We start from the raw sequence: 17,612 nt of genomic DNA on the forward strand, positions 1-17,612 counted from the left end.
CGCACTTGGCGCCGCGTCTCGAAGGATGAAGGCCCGGATGGTGGCCTCATGGTTCGAGACGCGCTTCGCGCTCCTCACCATGAGGGCTTATTGCTCAAGCCCCGATCGCGATTTTCGGCTCGGCGTCCGCGTTGGCCGCCATTTCCCGCAGCGCGCGCCGGTACTCGACCGGCATCACCTTGCGGAATTTGGGCAGCCAGACCTTCCAGTTGGCAAGGATGTCGGCAGCGCGCTTGGAGCCGGTCGCCTTGGCGTGGCGCGTGATCAGCACATGCAGCCGCTCGACGTCGGAATCGAGCAGGTCCTTGAACACGTCGACCCGGCCATGCGCCTCGAGGTCACCTGCGTGGTGATAGGTGCCGGCGTTGATCAGCTCTTCCGACAGCACCGGCTCGAGCTCGACCATCGCCATGTTGCAGAGCCGCTCGAAGTCGCCGGTCTCGTCGAGCACATAGGCGATGCCGCCGGACATGCCGGCTGCGAAGTTGCGCCCGGTCTTGCCGAGCACGACCACGATGCCGCCGGTCATGTATTCGCAGCAATGATCGCCCGCGCCCTCGACGACGGCGACCGCGCCGGAGTTGCGCACGGCAAAGCGTTCGCCGGCGACGCCGCGGAAGTAGCACTCGCCCTGGATTGCGCCGTACATCACGGTGTTGCCGACGATGATGCTCTCTTCCGGCACGATGCTGCTGTTCTTCGGCGGCTTGACGACGATCTTGCCGCCCGACAGCCCCTTGCCGACATAGTCGTTGGCTTCGCCTTCGAGCTCGAAGGTAACGCCATTGGCGAGCCACGCACCGAAGGCCTGGCCCGCGGTGCCCTTCAGGCTGACATGGATGGTGTCCTGCGGCAGGCCGGCATGGCCGTAGATCTTGGCGACCGCGCCGGACAGCATTGCGCCGGCGGAACGGTTGGTGCTGTTGATGGCGGCCTCGATCTTCACCGGCGCGCCGCGGTCGAGCGCGGGCTGCGCCTTCTCGATCAACGAGCGGTCGAGCACGGCCTCTAGATGATGGTTCTGGCGCTCCGAGTGATAGATCTTCTGGCCCTTCTCTTCCTTCTGCTTGACGAACAGTTTTGAGAAGTCGAGGCCCTTGGCCTTCCAGTGCGCGACCAGCTTGGTCTGGTCGAGCAGCTGAACCTGGCCGACCATCTCGTTGAAGGTGCGGAAGCCGAGCGAGGCCATGATCTCGCGGACTTCTTCCGCAACGAAGAAGAAGTAGTTGATCACGTGCTCGGGCTGGCCGGTGAAGCGCTTGCGCAGCACCGGGTCCTGCGTCGCGACGCCGACCGGGCAGGTGTTGAGATGGCACTTGCGCATCATGATGCAGCCGGCCGCGATCAAGGGCGCCGTGGCGAAGCCGAACTCGTCGGCCCCTAACAGCGCGCCGATCACGACGTCACGCCCGGTGCGGAAGCCGCCGTCGACCTGGACCACGATGCGGCTGCGCAGCCGCTCGCGCACCAGCGTCTGGTGGGTTTCGGCGAGACCGATCTCCCAAGGCGAGCCGGCATGCTTGATCGAGGTCAGCGGCGAAGCGCCGGTGCCGCCCTCGAAGCCCGCAATCGTAACGTGGTCGGCGCGCGCCTTGGCGACGCCGGCCGCGACCGTGCCGACACCAATCTCGGAGACGAGCTTGACCGAAACCGCGCCTTCCGGATTGACGTTCTTGAGGTCGTAGATGAGCTGCGCCAGATCCTCGATCGAGTAGATGTCGTGGTGTGGCGGCGGCGAGATCAGGCCGACACCCGGCGTCGAGTGCCGGACCTTTGCGATGGTCGCGTCGACCTTGTGGCCGGGCAACTGGCCGCCTTCGCCGGGCTTGGCACCCTGCGCCATCTTGATCTGCATCATGTCGGAGTTGACGAGATACTCCGTGGTGACGCCGAAGCGACCCGAGGCGACCTGCTTGATCGCCGAGCGCATGCTGTCGCCATTCGGCAGCGGCTTGAAGCGATCGGCTTCCTCGCCGCCTTCACCGGTGTTCGACTTGCCGCCGATCCGGTTCATGGCGATCGCAAGCGTGGTGTGCGCCTCGCGCGAGATCGAGCCGAAACTCATCGCGCCGGTGGCAAAACGCTTGACGAGGTCCTTGGCTGGCTCGACCTGGTCGAGCGGCACCGGCTTGCGCTTTTCTTCCTCGGCGCTCTTGAGCCGGAACAGGCCGCGCAGTGTCAGCAGGCGTTCCGACTGTTCGTTGAGGATCTTTGCGAAAGCGCGGTAGCGCTCCAGCGAATTGCCGCGCGCGGCGTGCTGAAGCAGCCCGACCGACTCGGCCGTCCATGCATGGTCCTCGCCGCGGCTGCGATAGGCATATTCGCCGCCGACGTCGAGCGCGTTCTTGTAGACCAGCGCTTCGCCGAACGCGTCGGCATGACGGCGCACGGCCTCCTCCGCGATCTCGGCCAGACCCACGCCCTCGACACGGGTGTGCGTGCCGGCGAAGAATTTTCCGACGAAATCGGCCTTGAGTCCAACGGCGTCAAAAATCTGCGCGCCGCAATAGGACTGGTAGGTCGAGATGCCCATCTTGGACATCACCTTGAGAAGGCCCTTGCCGATCGACTTGATGTAGCGCTTGACGATCTCGTAGTCGTCGAGCGAGCCGGGCAGGCGGTCCTTCATCGCGATGATGGTTTCGAACGCGAGATAGGGGTTAATCGCCTCGGCGCCGTAGCCGGCCAGGCACGCGAAGTGATGCACTTCGCGCGGCTCGCCGGATTCGACGACGAGGCCGACCGAGGTGCGCAGGCCGGTGCGGATCAGATGATGATGCACGGCGGCGCAGGCGAGCAGCGACGGAATCGGCACGCGATCGGAGCCGACCATGCGGTCGGAAAGGATGATGATGTTGACGCCTTCGCGCACCGCGCTTTCTGCGCGCGCGCAGAGCTCGTCGAGCACCTGGTCCATGCCGGCAGCACCAAGACCGGCGTGGAAGGTAGTGTCGAGCGTGCGCGACTTGAAGTGCGACTCGGCGACCTCCGAGATCGAGCGGATCTTTTCGAGATCAGCGTCGGTCAGGATCGGCTGGCGCGCTTCGAGGCGCTTGGTGGTGGCAAGGCCCTGGAGGTCGAAAAGGTTCGGCCGCGGTCCGATGATCGAGACCAGGCTCATCACCAGCTCCTCGCGGATCGGGTCGATCGGCGGGTTGGTGACCTGCGCGAAGTTCTGCTTGAAATAGGTGAAGAGCGGCTTGGCCTTGTCCGACAGTGCTGAGATCGGCGTGTCGTTGCCCATCGAGCCGGCTGCTTCCTCACCGATGGCGGCCATCGGCGTCATCAGGATGGCAATGTCTTCCTGGCTGTAGCCGAACGCCTGCTGGCGATCGAGCAGCGACAGGTTGGAGCGCACGCCGGTGGTCGGTACCTTCGGCAGCTCTTCCAGCACGATCTGGGTCCGCTCCAGCCACTCCTTGTAGGGATGGCTCCTGGCGAGATCAGCCTTGATCTCGTCGTCGGGGATCAGGCGGCCCTGCTCGAGGTCGACCAGCAGCATCTTGCCGGGCTGGAGCCGCCACTTGGTGATGATCTGGTCCTCGGGGATCGTGAGCACGCCCATCTCGGACGCCATCACGATGCGGTCGTCCTTGGTCACGAGATAGCGCGCCGGCCGCAATCCGTTGCGGTCGAGCGTGGCGCCGATCTTGCGGCCGTCGGTGAAGGCGATCGCGGCGGGGCCGTCCCACGGCTCCATCAGTGCGGCATGATATTCGTAGAAGGCGCGGCGCGTCTCATCCATCAGGGGATTGCCGGCCCACGCCTCCGGAATCATCATCATGACGGCATGCGGCAGCGAATAGCCGCCCTGCACCAGGAATTCGAGCGCGTTGTCGAAGCAGGCGGTGTCGGACTGGCCTTCATAGGAGATCGGCCAGAGCCGGCTGATGTCCTTGCCGTAGAGCTCGGAGCTCACGGACGCTTGGCGTGCTGCCATCCAGTTGGTGTTGCCGCGCAGCGTGTTGATCTCGCCGTTATGCGCGATCATGCGGTAGGGATGCGCCAGCGACCAGGCCGGGAAGGTGTTGGTCGAGAAGCGCTGATGCACCAGCGCCAGCGCGCTCTCGAAGTCCTTTTCGTGCAGGTCGGGATAGTACTTGCCGAGCTGGTCGGCGAGGAACATGCCCTTGTAGATCACAGTGCGGCAGGACATCGAGCAGGGGTAATAACCCGCGAGCCCGCGGTCGCGGCGCTGGTAGATCGCCTGCGAGATCGACTTGCGCAGGATATAGAGCCGGCGCTCGAAATCGTCCTCGGTCTTGGCGGTGCCGTTGCGGCCGATGAACACCTGCATGCAGGCGGGTTCGGTCGGCTTCACGGTGACACCGAGCGAGGAATTGTCGGTCGGCACGTCGCGCCAGCCGAGCAGGGTCAGGCCCTCTTCCTTGATCTGGTCGGCGATGATGCTCTTGATGACGTTACGCCAGGCGGTGTCGCGCGGCATGAACAGCGCGCCGATGGCGTATTCGCCGGGCGCCGGCAGCGCGAAGCCGAGCTCCTTGGCCTTGCGGCTGAAGAAGGCGTGCGGGATCTGCACCAGGATGCCGGCGCCGTCGCCGGCGCGCGGGTCGGCGCCGACAGCGCCGCGATGCTCGAGGTTGCAGAGTATGCTGAGCGCGTCCGAGACGATCTCGTGCGACTTCTTGCCCTTGATATTGGCGATAAAGCCGACGCCGCAGGAATCCTTTTCCAGACTCGGATCGTAGAGGCCTACGGCCGGCGGGCGCGAATTGTGTTCCTGAATCGGGTCAGTCGTTTTCGAGGCGACGGTCGCCGACAGCTGTTCTGCCACGATGTTTGCGCGCTCGAATTGCGACCCGTTCATGTCCTCGTCCTCTCCATGCGGCAAGCTGCCTCACCGCCATCTTCGGCGCACCTTGGGCGTTCCGCGGCACCCGCTTCTGGGTCACCGCTCGTCCTCTGCGAGCCGCATTTTCTTAGATTCAGGCCAAGGCGTTCTTCGTCCCCGAGAACGGCTTTGCCTGTTGCCTTCTTGGCGCTCGGAAGCACCGAACTTTCGTTGCAATCCCTATGCCGGAACCGCAAGCAAAATTAAGACAGTCTTCCTGTCCTAGCAAACACCTTGCCAAATTTTTCTCTATCACACAAGCGCGCGAAAGTCCCGATTCCCGGAGTGTCAATCACCGCTTTCCGCATGGCGTGCGGCCCCGGTTTTGAAGCAAACGCGCCCTGATCCGGCCCCGCGGACGCCGAAATCCCCAACGAAGCTTCGCCTCAGCCCTTCGAAAGGCGCGCCACGCCGCAAGAAGCGAAAGAGCGCGAGACGTTCGGGGGCCTGACAGGAGCGTGTCGACCATGAAGTTTTTCACAGGATGTGTGGCCGCCGCCGCGCTGGCGCTGGTGGCGACAGCCGCTGAGGCGCAGGTGCTGGCGAACGGAGCGGCGCGAGGGGCCTACGTCACGGTCTCCGATATCGACGGGCCATACGGGCCGCCGGAGGCTGCACCGCCGCCGCCGCGCTACGGCTATGGGTATGATTATGAGCGCGGCCCGGGCCCGGCGCTGCTGCCGGCAACGGAGGTTTATGCGGTGCTGCGCGAAAACGGCTTCTCGCCGCTCGGCATCCCGCGCTTGCGCGGCGCCGTCTACACCATCGCGGTGATCGACCGCCGCGGCGACGACGGACGGCTGGTGATCGACGCCCGCGACGGGCGGATTTTACGCTTCATGCCGGCTGCTGACGCCTATGGCATGGCGCCGGCGTATGAGGAGCGCGCGGTTGCCCCTTACGGGCCGCAAAGCGCGCTGCCGCCGCCGATCGCAATCCGCGGTGGCCCGCCGCGGCCGCCGGCCCCGATCCCGCATGTCGCGAGGCGCGCCGTGCCGCTGCCCAAAGCCGTCCCGCCGCGCGGCGAGACGCCGGTGGCGGCTGCCAAGCCGGCGGCGCCTGCGCCAGCGCCGCAGCAGACCCAGGCTCAGTCTGTGCAGCAGACAGCTGCCGCGCAGCCCAAGCCGGCCGAGGCGGCGCCGCAAGCTACCGCTCCGACCGTCGGTCAGGCCAAGCCCGCGGTGACGATCCTTCCGACGCAGGATATGCCGGCCGCGCAGGGGTTTGATTAACGCGGGTCGTTTGACGCGACGGCGCACTACACACCGCGGTGTTGTCCCGGCGAAGGCCGGGACCCATACCGCGAGGTCTATCGAGAGCGAGAGATGTGAGTCCCAGACGACCAGTCTTCGCCAAATTCCTCCCTGGGGGTGTGGGTCCCGGCCTTCGCCTGGACGACATTGAAGGAAGAGCGGAGCAAAACAAAAGGCGCCCGAAAACTCGGGCGCCTTTTTTACATTCGAACAATCACCCCTCAGCTCCGCCCATATCCCGCCGCGTCCAGGATCAAATTCGCCACGTCCTTCGGATGCGACACCAGCGAGAGGTGGCCGGCGTCGAGCTCGATCGTGGTCGCGTTCATGCGCTTGGCGAGGAAGCGTTCGAGATCGGGATTGATGGTGTCATCGTTCTTTGACACTGCGTACCAGCTCGGCTTGGAGTGCCATGCCGCTTCGGTGGTACGGCCGGCGAAGATCGAGGCGGCCGTCGGCCATTGCACGGCGTAGAGCTCCCTGGCCTGCTCCGGCTTCACGCCGTTGGCGAAATACTTCAGGAACGCGTCTTCCGAGAGCTTGGTGTAACCGTCGTGCTCGACGATGCCGGCGCGCACCGGGCCCGTCGGAAACTGCTTTGACAGCGCGACGAAATCCTCGTTCGCATCGGGCGCGCGTGCGGCGACATAGACGAGGCCGGTGACCTTCGGGTCGTTGCCGACCTGGCTGATCACGGTGCCGCCCCAGGAATGCGCGACCAGCACGGTCGGCCCGTCCTGCTCGGCCAGCACGCGCTTGGTCGCTTCGACGGAGTCCGCAAGCGACGACAGCGGATTCTGCACGGCGGTGACGTGCAATCCGGCGGCCTGGAGGATCGGGATCACCTCCGACCAGCTCGAGCCGTCGGCCCAGGCGCCGTGAACCAGCACGACGTTCTTCGCTTTCACCGTCTGCGGTGTCTGCGCATGAGCGAGGCTGAGGGGGGCCGCCAGCAGGCTCGCGGCGACGAAAAGGCTGCGCCAGAGTGTCATGATCGTTCTCCGTCTTGTTTTTGGGTTCGATACCCAAAGGACGGAGCGCGAGGCGGCGGCGTTACGTCGGCTCACTGGTCTGTGATGCAGTGCGAAAAAGACAACAGACCATGTCGTCCCGGCGAAGGCCGGGACCCATACCGCGTGATCTATCGATTGCGAGCGCTAGGCGTACCGAACTGCTAGTCTTCGCCAAACCACTCCCTGTGGTTATGGGTCCCGGCCTTCGCCGGGACGACATAAGAAAAAACGCCCCGGGGCCCCGGGGCGTTTTCGCAACTTGGTTGTTGTTGACGCGCTTTAAGCGGCGGCGGCCGAGCTCTCGATCACCTGTGCGCCCTGTGCGCCGGTGTTGATCGCGATCTGGCGCGGCTTCTTGGCCTCGGGAATCTCGCGCACGAGGTCGACGTGAAGCAGCCCGTTCTCGAGCGAAGCGTCCTTCACCTGCACGAAGTCGGCAAGCTGGAAGGCGCGCTCGAAGGCACGCGCGGCGATGCCGCGGTAGAGCACTTCGTTCTTGCTGTTCTCGTTGGCGACTTTCTCGCCCTTGATCGTCAGCGTGTTTTCCTTCGCGACGATGGAGAGCTCATCCTTGGAGAAGCCGGAGACCGCAACGGTGATGCGGTAAGCGTTCTCGCCGGTACGCTCGATGTTGTAGGGGGGATAACCGGGGCTGCCGTCCGAGCCTGCCTGGTCAAGCAGGTTGAAGAGACGGTCAAAGCCGACGGTGGAACGATAGAAGGGGGTCAGATCGTAGGTACGCATGGTCAAGTCCTCCATTGAGCGACTGTTGGTGACCCGCCCGCCAATCGGGCCGGGCTCATCTCTGTGTGCAGCCTGATGTTCCGGTTCCGAAACACTGGTAGCGGCCTGCACCAAGGTGATATGGGTTCAGGAACACTGCGTTCAAGAGGGCGGCACCGGCGCCTTTTCGGCGCTCCCGCCCCCTTGATCTTCAGCACTTCCCGCTCATGACGCTGATCTCGATTCCGTCCAATCCCGTGCCCGAAAACGTCGTCAGCGGCATCGTCAAGACGCCCGACGGCGTCGAGCTGCGCTTTGCGCGCTGGGCGCCGCCGGCGAACCGCAAGGGCACCGTCTGCGTCTTCACCGGGCGCAGCGAGCAGATCGAAAAATACTTCGAGACAGTGCGCGACCTGCGCGACCGCGGTTTTGCGGTGGCGATGATCGACTGGCGCGGGCAGGGCCATTCCTCGCGCCGCCTGCGCGATCCGCGCAAGGGCTATGTGCGCGACTTCGCCGATTTCGAGATCGACGTCGAGACCTTCGTGCTGCAGGTGGTGCTGCCGGATTGTCCGCCGCCTTTCTTCGCGCTCGCCCATTCCATGGGCGGCGCGGTGATGCTCCGTCTGGCGCATGCGGGCAAGCGCTGGTTCGATCGCATGGTGCTGTCGGCACCGATGATCGACCTGCCCGGCCGCGCCACCTCATTTCCGGTGCGGGCGCTGTTGAAGACAATGCGGATGTTGGGGCAGGGCGGCCGTTACATTCCTGGCGGCAGCGACCGCATCACCGGGCTCGATCCCTTCATCAACAACCCCCTGACCAGCGATCCCGTGCGCTATGCGCGCAACGTCGCGATCCTGGAAGAAGACCCGACGCTTGGCCTGGCGTCGCCGACGGTGGCCTGGGCCGATTCCGCGTTCAGGGCGATGAACACCTTCAAGGGCATGAACTATCCCTCCGAGATCCGCCAGCCAATCCTGATGCTGGCGGCTTCCAACGACACTGTGGTTTCGACCGCGGCGATCGAGGAGTTCGCCTATCATTTGCGCGCCGGCTCCCACCTCGTGATCGCAGGCTCAAAGCACGAGATCCTCCAGGAGCAGGACCGCTACCGCGCCCAGTTCTGGGCCGCCTTCGATGCCTTCGTGCCGGGCACGCCGCTGTTCAAGTGAGAGTTTGGATAGCGGATAGAGCCGCAAACTCGTCATGCCCGGGCTTGTCCCGGGCATCCACGTTCTTAGTGCCGCAGCAAAGATCGTGGATGGCCGGGACGAACCCGGCCATGACGGTGAGGGCTTTGGCTACAGCGTCTTCAGATATTCGATCAGGTCGTAGCGCTCTTGCTCTTTGAGCACGCGGCCGATGGTGCCGTCCTTGCCGGGGCCCGGCGTACCATCGAACGAGTGACCGGCACTGCTGTTGCCGAAGATCTCGGTGCCGTCCGACGCTCGCGTCGAGAAGCGCGACTGCCCGGTCTTGCAACTCTCGCCGTCGACGACCGCGAAGCCGACCTGCTTCGGATCGTAGTCGCGACCACCACCCATGCAGAACGATTTGGGGCGCTCGGCCGCGGGGCTCAGCATCCAATAGAGCGAGGGCACCGATCCGTTGTGCAGGTAAGGCGCGGTGGCCCAGACGCCGTTGAGCGGGCGCGCGCGATACCAGGGCCGCGGCTCCTTCTTATCGGGCGGCTGCGGACCGGGATTCGGGCAGTTCTGGCGCTCACCCCACCAGATCTGCTGAACCTTCGGGTCGATCTTCGCATCGTCCATCGCTTTGCGGCTGACGATGTCGACAAGCACCATCAAGCCGAGCGAGTATGGCATGTCGGTCGAAGAGATATCCGGCAGATTGCAGCTCCACCAGGCATTGAGTTTCTGCGTGGGATCGAGCTTGAGAAAGCCCGGTACCTGAACCGTCCGCGTCTCCAGCACGCTGGCCTGAGCGGGATCGGTCCCCATGCCCTTGACGCTTTTCTGAACCTCGTTCAGGAATTTGTCGTTGCCGATGGTCTCCCAGCGCGACGAGGACCAGATGCTCTGGTCCGGAAATTCGGTGTCGAACACGGGATCGTTGACCGGCCCGAGATGGCATTCGGCGCAGATCTGCGCGTAGAGCTTACGGCCGTTCTTGACGCGGTCACCATCGATCTTCCAGGCATCATCGCCGAAGATGTCCGACGGCCATTTCGGTGATGTCAATCCGGAGAGCTGCTTTTTCGGATAGGGCGCCGACCCCTTCAGCAGATCCTCGATCCAGTTCAGATTCTTGATGTCCATCGACGAGCGGAACAGCGTGTCCTTGGGGGTATTGTCGGACAAATTGAGCAGCGCGGTCACGCCCAGCGCTTCGCCGGCGTTGCGGATCAGCGGTTGTTCGATGGAAGCGTCATATTGCGCGAATTTGAGCCAGGGCACGGTCCAGATCGGCGGGAAGCTGACCGGCGCGTCCTTGGCATGCAGATTCTTCTCGAAGCCGCTGAGGCCGCTGAGCGTCATGTCCTGGGCGAAGACCTGATTGCCGATGCGGTTGAGCGCGTCGAGGCGGCCGTATCCTTCCTCCGTGTCCTGCTGCTGCTCTTCCCGCTTCGTCTTCTCGTTGAACCTCGTCTTGCCGTCGATGGTCTTCTTGTAGGTCTTCTCCCAGTCGACCAGGAACGTGCCGATTGCGCGCAGCTTCTGCTTCAGCGCATCGCGATCCGCATCGCTGGCGGAGGGGCCGAGCACACGGTCGGCGAAGCGCGTGAAGCGACCCGGCACGATGAGCGTGTAGGCGATCGACAGCCCGGTCGTGACCTCGAGCTTCCTCAGATCGGTCATCGCCGGGCCGCCGTCGAAGCGGATGTCGATGCCTTTGTAGTGGATCTGGCCGGTGTGGCAGGCGGCGCAGGTCAGGCCGATCCGGTCCTCGCCGATCTGGCCGGTCGCAGGATCGGGCACGCCGGTCATGCGCGCAAAGCCGACGGGCAGGCCGCCGACGTTTTCAGCCTGGGTGCCCCAGTTAACCGGCGGATCCCAAAGCAGCGCCGGCACCGGCTTCGTCTTGTCGTAGACGTTGGCATAGCCAAACCGGCGCAGCGTGGCGTCGTCGGTGTTGATCGTCTGCGGGCTGGGGATGAAGCCGAAGCGCTGCAGATGGTCGCTGTCATCTAGCATTCCGGGCTTTGCGAAGAAATGTAGCCGCGGCTGCTCCAGCGCCATGAACCAGCTATACGGCACCGGGAAGGTCGCGGTGCCCTGGCTGGCGTGATGAAACCAGTGCCGGTCTTCCAGCGACCAGTTTTGTTCAAGCCAGTACGCGGCCCGGGGTTCGACGTGCTCCGGCAATGGCGGCGCCACCAGGTCCCCGAGGATGCCGGGCAGCATCGGCTGGAATTGATCGGGAAAGCGCAGCGCCACGACGCCAAAGACGAGGAGCGCGGCGACGAGTCCGCCGGCAACGCGCAATATAAGCGAGGGCGGGGTGACCGACTGGCTGACGACCCGTTGGGTGACCCGGTCCGGGAATTTGCGCTCGTTGAACAATGTCCTCACCTCGGCCACGCTGAGATAGCGGTCATCACCCTGACCCTTGGCCATGATCTTGAGCAGGACCGGCCATTCGAACTTCATCAGGATTGGGTAGTACCAGCGCGATTGATTGCCGGCGCGCTTGAGATTGTCGTCCATGAAGGTCTGGATTTGCGAGGCGTTGAGCCCGGTCTCGATGCCGCCATCGGGATCGGCATAGGTACTGCCGAAACCGGCGAGCCGTGCGATCTCGTCCTCGTTGACGCGCCCGTCGACGCCGAGAATGCGCGAGCCGGCGCCGAGCTTGTCGAGCGGGCCGCCGCGCAGTCTATTGAGCTGCGGGCCCCAGCCGATGCTTTGCAGGATATGACAGGCGCCATTGGCGATCAGCGCGACGCCACGGGTCTGGATGCGGGCCAGCGTCTTTTTCGCTCCAGTCTCGCCGCTCGCATTCGCAATGGTCTGCGAGAGCGTGGTGAGCGGCACCGTGCCGCCGTCGACAAACCCCTCGCCGACGAGGCCGCGCAGGAATGGGCAGGGATTGTTCGGCGAGACCTGGATTGAGGGGTCGAGGGGCTTCTTGCGGGAGTCATCCATCGGTCCAGCCTGTCGGTCAAAGTCCTGAAAGAAACGAATCGTGAAAAGCAGCCGCGCCGATCAAGCGCGGAAAGTTTTAACAAACAGACAGCGCGGCCGCGGAAGACTATGCTACTTCCGCGTGTGACGAAGTGTGGCTGAATTCACTGTGGTGTCAATAAAGCTGGGCGTGAGATCGCGCCGCCGGCGCGGCTTGCCCTCAGGATTCGGCGGCGCGTTTGACGTCGCTCTGGACCAGGGTGAGCTTGCCGAGCGGCACGCCCGCCTTCAGCAGCCCCTCGCGGTAATGCGCGAGATCTTCGGCCCGCTTCCAGTGAAAATTCCGCAAGTGCCGGTCGACGTTCAGGGTCGGGTAGTTGCCCATGAGCACGCCGGTGGCCTCGCTCGCCTCGCCGGTCCGTCCCAGTTGCGCCAGCGCCGCCGCGCGGATTGCCAGCGCCTGCAAATGGTTCGGGTTGACGTAGAGCTGCTCGCGCGCCCACGACAGGGTCGCGTCATACTGGCCCACGAGATAGTGGCTGAAGGCGTTCAGCGCCGCCCATTGATAACGTGGGTCGCTGTTGTCGCGCTGCGCGGCCATCGAAAACAGCTCGATCGCCTGCCGGTGCTCGCCGATGACGAAATGGCAGATGCCGAGCACGCCGCGCGCGCCCATGTCGTAGGGGTTGAGGGCGACCGCGCGCTTGGCGGCGTCCATCGCGGCCTCGTCATGGCCTTCCATCGCGTGCGCCCAGGACAGGATCGAGAACGCGAAGGAGGAGCGCGGGTCGAGCCGGACGCTGGTTTCGGCGAGGCCCATCGCCTCGGACCACATCTCGCGCGTGCCCTTGACCCAGCCGAACTGGATGCTCTGGATCTGGATCGTGGCGAGATAGGCGTGCGCGATCGACAGGTTCGGATCGAGCGCGATCGCCACCCGGAACAGGTCGACGGCCACGCTCAGATCCTCCTTGGTCTGCCGATAGTAATGCGACAGACCCTTGAGGAAGCGGTCCCAGGCCGTCACGTCGGTGGTGGGGCGCGCGGGCGCGGAGGCTTCGGCCCGGACGATCTCGGTGGCGATGGCGGCAGACAGGTTGGTCGTGATCTCGTCCTGCATCGCAAAGAGATCGCCGATGTCGCGGTCGTAGCGGCCGGTCCAGAGCTGCTCGCCGGTCTCCGGCGCGATCAGCTCGGCGGTGACGCGGATCTTGGCTCCGGCACGCCGCACTGAGCCCTGGATCAAATAGGTGGCGTCGATCTCGCGCGCAATCAGGCGGGTGCTCGCATTTTTGCCCTTGTAGGCGAACGTCGAGTTGCGGCTCAGCACGCGGTAGAAGGATTGCAGCGACAGCGCGTGGATCAGGTCCTCGGTCAGGCCGTCGGAGAAATATTCATCCTGGGCGTCGCTGAGATTGGCAAAGGGCAGCACGCCGACGATCGCGGTCCGCGACTGCTGCGCCAAGGCCTCCTTCGCCTCGGGCACAAGTGTCGGCCCGCCATCGGGGTTCCAGGTCCAGACGCCGATCGGATCCTTGATGTTCTTGAAGCGATGATTGCCGGCATCGACCAGCGGCACGCTGAGATGCTTGCTCGCTTCCTTGTGGGCCTTGGCCGAGATCGCGAACCCGCCGGGGCTCGCCACGGATTCGAGGCGGACGGCAATGTTGACGTCGTCGCCGAACACCTCGTCCTCGTCGGCGATCACGTCACCCATGTGGATGCCGAGCCGGAACTGCATGGCGCGGTCGGCGGGCAGGTGGTCGTTGCGCTCCGCCATCAGCGTTTGCATCGCGATCGCGGCTTCAGTGGCGCCGACGATGCTGGGGAACTCCAGCAGGAAGCCGTCGCCGGTGTTCTTCACGACGCGGCCGCCATGATTGAGGATGATGGGGTGGATCGCGCTGCGATGGGCCTTGAAGGCGGCATGCGTGCCGGCCTCATCGGTGCCCATCATGCGCGAATACCCGGCGACATCGGCGCAGACGATGGCGGCCAGACGTCTTTCCATATCCTCGGAGCTCCAAGGGAGCGGGGACCGGCCAGGGCGTGGCAGGCGCCTCGAATCCCGCATTTCAAGATCCCGGCCTTTATAGAGCAGATAGGGCCGAGCGAAAGTATGATCCGCATTGCAAATTCGATGCAAATCCCACGCAATTCCGCCGGTGGACGACGGGGTGCGAACCGATTAAGCCAATCCCTCGAGACCGCCCGGCCGGGGCGGCGGGGGCATCTCGCATGCTGGGCATTCACGAAATCTGGCTCTTCATCCTGTCGGGCATACTGCTCAACATCACGCCGGGGCCGGACTCGGTCTACGTCATGGGCCGCAGCATGCAGATGGGGTGGCGAGGCGGGGCCGCGGCCGCATTCGGCATCAGTTGCGGCTGCTTTTTCCATGTTGCGGGAGCAGCGATCGGCCTTTCGGCCCTCCTGATGGCGTCCTCCACCTCCTTCTCGATCCTGAAGCTGGTCGGCGCAGCCTATCTCGTGCTGACCGGACTTCAAATGCTGTGGTCGCGGCCGGCGCTTGCGGCGGTCAAGGACGAGCCGAGGCGGAACTCGCTGCGGCGGGTCTTCCTCCAGGGCGTCTTCACCAACGCGCTCAATCCCAAGGTCGCGCTGTTCTTCCTGGCCTTCCTGCCGCAATTCGTCGCAGCCGATGCAGCCCACAAGCCACTCGCCTTCCTGACGCTCGGCCTGATCTTCATCTGCACGGGAACGCTGTGGTGTCTGGTGCTGGCGGCGTTCGCGGCCAGGGCCGCCCACCGGCTGCGCCAGTCCGAGGGCGTGATCGCCTGGGTCAACCGGACTCTCGGCGGCCTCTTCATCTATCTCGGCATCCGCGTCGCCATGCTGGAGACGCGGTAACTTCTTTTACGCGAACTCCTTGAGCAGCGCGCTGCCGGCCAGATAGAGGCCGAGCAGGACCATCGCGATCAGGAACCAGTGGCGGAACGCCTCGGCCGGCATCCGCGCCCGCACTAATTGTCCGATGAACATGCCGGCAAAGGCGCAGGCCATTGCGATGGCGCCGGGCACGGCGTTGGCCGGGGTTAGGAGGCCGCCCGCGGTAAGGTTGAAGGCCAGCGCTATCGTCGCAGTCGTGAAGAACACGCCGAGCGCCTGCACCAGCTCGTCCTTCTCCATGCCGATCGCCTGCATGAACGGCATCGAGGGGATCACTTGCACGCCGGTCGAGGCCGAGATCGCGCCGGTGATGACTCCGACCACGCCGCCGACCCATTTCTCGTTCTTCGGCGCGACACGGAACTGGAACTTGTTCAGCCCGATCACGGCGTAGATGATGAGCAGCCCGCCGAGCACGACCGTGCCGTAGCGCGCATAGGGGCCAGTCAGCGCGCCGGCATTGAGCCAGCATCCGATCACGGTGCCGATCATCAACGGCCACAGCCGCTTCAGGATGTCGCGCAAATGGGGGCCGACAAAGGTCTGCCAGATGTTGGTGACGATGGCGGGCACGATCACGATGGCGATCGCGCGGCTGGGCGCCATGCTTACCGCGAGCAGGCCCATGGAGACGGTCGGCAGGCCGAGCCCGACCACGCCCTTGACGAATCCGGCGATCAGGAAGACGGCGGCGATAACAATGAGGAGAGGGTCGATCATGTTCCCACATTGACCCAAGCCGCGCGCCGGCACAATCTGGAGGTTACGGAGACAGCCTTCGTATATAGCGAAGGCTGAGGTAGGAGGAAGCTCCCATGCGCTTCGACCTCGTCGACCTCCAGCTCTTCATCGCGGTCGCCGACCAGCGCAGCATCACCCGCGGCGCCGAGCGGTCGCATCTGGCCCTGGCCTCGGCCAGCGCGCGCATCAAGGGGCTCGAGGACGCCTTCGGCGTCGCGCTGTTGAAGCGCGGTCGCCGCGGCGTCGAGTTGACCGCGGCCGGCGAGAGCCTGCTCGACCACGCGAGGGTCGTCATCCACCAGGTTGAGGCCATGCGCGGCGATCTCGCGGGCTTTGCCAGCGGGGTGCGGGCCAGCGTCTATTTCCTCGCCAACACCTCCGGCCTGTCGGAGCATTTGCCGAAGGCGCTGGCCGGCTTCCTGCGCGAGCATCGCGATGTCGCCATCGACATCGAGGAGCGCGAGAGCACCGACATTGCGGCGGCGATCACGGCGGGCGCCGCCGATCTCGGTTTTGCCGCCGAGCACGCGCTGCCCGACCATATCGAGCGCTTCGTCTTCAGCGAGGATCGCCTGACCCTGGTGACGTCGCGCCGCGGCCCGTTCGCCGGCCGCCGCCAGATCGATTTCCAGGAGGCTGGCGATTGCGAGTTCGTCGGGCTGACCAGTGCCACCGCGCTCCAGGTCCATATTTCGAAGCACGCCGCCCGTCTCGGGATGCGCCCGCATTTCCGCGCACGGCTGCGCGACTTCGACGCGATCTGCCAGATGGTCGCCGCCGATGTCGGCGTCGCGCTGGTGCCCGAAGCCGCCGCCCGCCGCTGCGCCAAGCTGATGCCGCTCGCCATGGTCCGCCTGCGCGATACTTGGGCCAACCGCCGCCTCGTGATCTGCGCGCGCAGCTTCAAGACGCTGCCGCGGCCGGCCAAGATGCTGGTCGAGCATCTGCGCGCGGCGGCGATGTGAAGGGCCACAAACTCGTCATGCCCGGGCTTGTCCCGGCCATGACGGTGCGGGAACGTCTGCGGGAAAGCCCGCTAGCGAGAGGAAGACCGCCGCTACTTCGCCGTCTCCACCCCGGCGTCCTTGATCACTTTCGCCCATTTCGCGGTCTCCTCGGCGATGAAGCCGCGAAAATGCTCCGGACTGTCGCCGATCAGCGTCGCGCCTTGCGCGGCGAGCTTCTCTTTCACCGCCGGATCCGCCATCGCCTGCGTCGCCAGTCGATGCAGCGCTGCGACGATCTCCTTCGGCGTGCCTTTCGGCACCACCATGCCGTACCAGTTCTCGATGCGCAGATCGGGGAATCCGGACTCTGCCGTAGTCGGCACGTCGGGCGCGGTCGGTGCGCGTTCGGGCGAGCCGACAGCGATGGGCCGCAGGGCGCCGGCCTTGACCTGCGGCAACAGCACCGGCAGATCCAGGAATGTCATCTGCACCTGCTGGCCGAGCAGGTCGTTCACCGCGGGGGCCGCGCCGCGATAGGGCACATGCACGATGTCGATCCTGGCCGTCAGCTTGAACAATTCGCCGGCGAGATGCGGCAGGCTGCCGGGGCCGGAGGAGGCGAAGTTGAGCTTGCCGGGCTGTGCTTTCGCCAGCGCGATCAGCTCACCGATATCTTTTGCGGGCACGTTGGTTGCCACCACCAGCATTTCCGGCACAGTCGCAACCAGCGTCACCGGCGTGAGATCAGCGAGCGTGTCGTAGGCGACCTGCTCCATGCTCGGGCTGATGGCGAGCGCGCCGGCGCTGGAGAGGGCAATGGTGTAGCCGTCGGGGGCGCTCTTGGCGACCGCATCAGTACCGAGCACACCGCCCTGGCCGCCGCGATTGTCGATCAGCACCGGCTGGCCCGCCAGTTCCGACATGCGCTGGCCGATCACCCGCGCGATGATGTCGTTGGGACCGCCGGCCGGGAACGGCACGATCAGCTTGATCGGCTTGGCCGGAAAATTCTGGGCGGACGCGAGGGTCGGAAACAGAAGCAGGATTGCGAGGAGAAGCTTAGGCCAGTTTTTCATGCAAGCTCC

General features: G+C 65.0%; 11 protein-coding genes. 4 read left to right on the forward strand and 7 right to left on the reverse strand.

Features of this window, described 5'->3' with window-relative positions; genetic code table 11:
* Positions 1–94 precede the first annotated feature (94 nt).
* Positions 95–4,828: a glutamate synthase large subunit gene (gene gltB / locus ABIB73_RS27610; RefSeq protein ID WP_354229088.1), complete on the reverse strand. Its 4,734-nt coding sequence runs from the start codon at positions 4,826–4,828 to the stop codon at positions 95–97.
* Between the two features lie 491 nt (positions 4,829–5,319).
* Here gltB and ABIB73_RS27615 point away from each other — a divergent pair, with 491 nt between their 5' ends.
* Complete coding sequence (locus ABIB73_RS27615) at positions 5,320–6,084, forward strand: hypothetical protein (RefSeq protein ID WP_354229090.1); 765 nt, start codon at positions 5,320–5,322, stop codon at positions 6,082–6,084.
* 242 nt (positions 6,085–6,326) lie between these two features.
* Here the strand turns inward: ABIB73_RS27615 and ABIB73_RS27620 are convergent, their stop codons facing one another.
* Together ABIB73_RS27620 and ABIB73_RS27625 are read right to left on the reverse strand one after the other, a co-directional pair.
* Complete coding sequence (locus tag ABIB73_RS27620; protein WP_354229092.1) at positions 6,327–7,097, reverse strand: alpha/beta fold hydrolase; 771 nt, start codon at positions 7,095–7,097, stop codon at positions 6,327–6,329.
* Positions 7,098–7,397: 300 nt separating this feature from the next.
* Positions 7,398–7,862 carry an Hsp20 family protein gene (locus ABIB73_RS27625; protein ID WP_354229094.1) on the reverse strand — a complete coding sequence of 155 codons (465 nt, stop codon included), beginning with the start codon at positions 7,860–7,862 and terminating at the stop codon, positions 7,398–7,400.
* 206 nt (positions 7,863–8,068) lie between these two features.
* Between ABIB73_RS27625 and ABIB73_RS27630 the strand changes: the two genes are divergently transcribed.
* Positions 8,069–9,016, forward strand: a complete 948-nt coding sequence (locus ABIB73_RS27630; protein WP_354229096.1) for an alpha/beta fold hydrolase — start codon at positions 8,069–8,071, stop codon at positions 9,014–9,016.
* A gap of 129 nt (positions 9,017–9,145) precedes the next feature.
* Here ABIB73_RS27630 and ABIB73_RS27635 read toward each other — a convergent pair whose 3' ends face one another.
* Positions 9,146–11,950, reverse strand: coding sequence for a di-heme-cytochrome C peroxidase (locus ABIB73_RS27635; protein WP_354229097.1), 2,805 nt, complete (start codon positions 11,948–11,950; stop codon positions 9,146–9,148).
* Between the two features lie 199 nt (positions 11,951–12,149).
* Positions 12,150–13,940 (reverse strand): adenylate/guanylate cyclase domain-containing protein, encoded by a 1,791-nt coding sequence (locus tag ABIB73_RS27640; protein WP_354229099.1) that lies wholly within the window; start codon positions 13,938–13,940, stop codon positions 12,150–12,152.
* Between the two features lie 227 nt (positions 13,941–14,167).
* Here ABIB73_RS27640 and ABIB73_RS27645 point away from each other — a divergent pair, with 227 nt between their 5' ends.
* Entirely contained in the window at positions 14,168–14,800 is a 633-nt protein-coding gene (locus ABIB73_RS27645) for a LysE family translocator (RefSeq protein ID WP_354229101.1), read from the forward strand.
* A gap of 6 nt (positions 14,801–14,806) precedes the next feature.
* On the opposite strand, the gene ABIB73_RS27650 is transcribed toward ABIB73_RS27645, so the two are convergent.
* Positions 14,807–15,559, reverse strand: a complete 753-nt coding sequence (locus ABIB73_RS27650) for a sulfite exporter TauE/SafE family protein (RefSeq protein ID WP_354229103.1) — start codon at positions 15,557–15,559, stop codon at positions 14,807–14,809.
* A 95-nt stretch (positions 15,560–15,654) separates the two neighbouring features.
* On the opposite strand from ABIB73_RS27650, the gene ABIB73_RS27655 reads away from it, so the two are divergent.
* Positions 15,655–16,545 (forward strand): LysR substrate-binding domain-containing protein, encoded by an 891-nt coding sequence (locus ABIB73_RS27655; protein ID WP_354229104.1) that lies wholly within the window; start codon positions 15,655–15,657, stop codon positions 16,543–16,545.
* Positions 16,546–16,637: 92 nt separating this feature from the next.
* Here ABIB73_RS27655 and ABIB73_RS27660 read toward each other — a convergent pair whose 3' ends face one another.
* Positions 16,638–17,603, reverse strand: coding sequence for a Bug family tripartite tricarboxylate transporter substrate binding protein (locus tag ABIB73_RS27660; RefSeq protein ID WP_354229106.1), 966 nt, complete (start codon positions 17,601–17,603; stop codon positions 16,638–16,640).
* Between the last annotated feature and the right edge of the window lie 9 nt (positions 17,604–17,612).

The organism is Bradyrhizobium sp. F1.4.3 (assembly GCF_040548375.1).
GTDB lineage: Bacteria > Pseudomonadota > Alphaproteobacteria > Rhizobiales > Xanthobacteraceae > Bradyrhizobium.

Coding starts and splice junctions, on each gene's coding strand:
- gltB (WP_354229088.1), bottom strand. CDS start 4,828: ATGAACGGGTCGCAATTCGAGCGCGCAAACATCGTGGCAGAACAGCTG.
- ABIB73_RS27615 (WP_354229090.1), top strand. CDS start 5,320: ATGAAGTTTTTCACAGGATGTGTGGCCGCCGCCGCGCTGGCGCTGGTG.
- ABIB73_RS27620 (WP_354229092.1), bottom strand. CDS start 7,097: ATGACACTCTGGCGCAGCCTTTTCGTCGCCGCGAGCCTGCTGGCGGCC.
- ABIB73_RS27625 (WP_354229094.1), bottom strand. CDS start 7,862: ATGCGTACCTACGATCTGACCCCCTTCTATCGTTCCACCGTCGGCTTT.
- ABIB73_RS27630 (WP_354229096.1), top strand. CDS start 8,069: ATGACGCTGATCTCGATTCCGTCCAATCCCGTGCCCGAAAACGTCGTC.
- ABIB73_RS27635 (WP_354229097.1), bottom strand. CDS start 11,950: ATGGATGACTCCCGCAAGAAGCCCCTCGACCCCTCAATCCAGGTCTCG.
- ABIB73_RS27640 (WP_354229099.1), bottom strand. CDS start 13,940: ATGGAAAGACGTCTGGCCGCCATCGTCTGCGCCGATGTCGCCGGGTAT.
- ABIB73_RS27645 (WP_354229101.1), top strand. CDS start 14,168: ATGCTGGGCATTCACGAAATCTGGCTCTTCATCCTGTCGGGCATACTG.
- ABIB73_RS27650 (WP_354229103.1), bottom strand. CDS start 15,559: ATGATCGACCCTCTCCTCATTGTTATCGCCGCCGTCTTCCTGATCGCC.
- ABIB73_RS27655 (WP_354229104.1), top strand. CDS start 15,655: ATGCGCTTCGACCTCGTCGACCTCCAGCTCTTCATCGCGGTCGCCGAC.
- ABIB73_RS27660 (WP_354229106.1), bottom strand. CDS start 17,603: ATGAAAAACTGGCCTAAGCTTCTCCTCGCAATCCTGCTTCTGTTTCCG.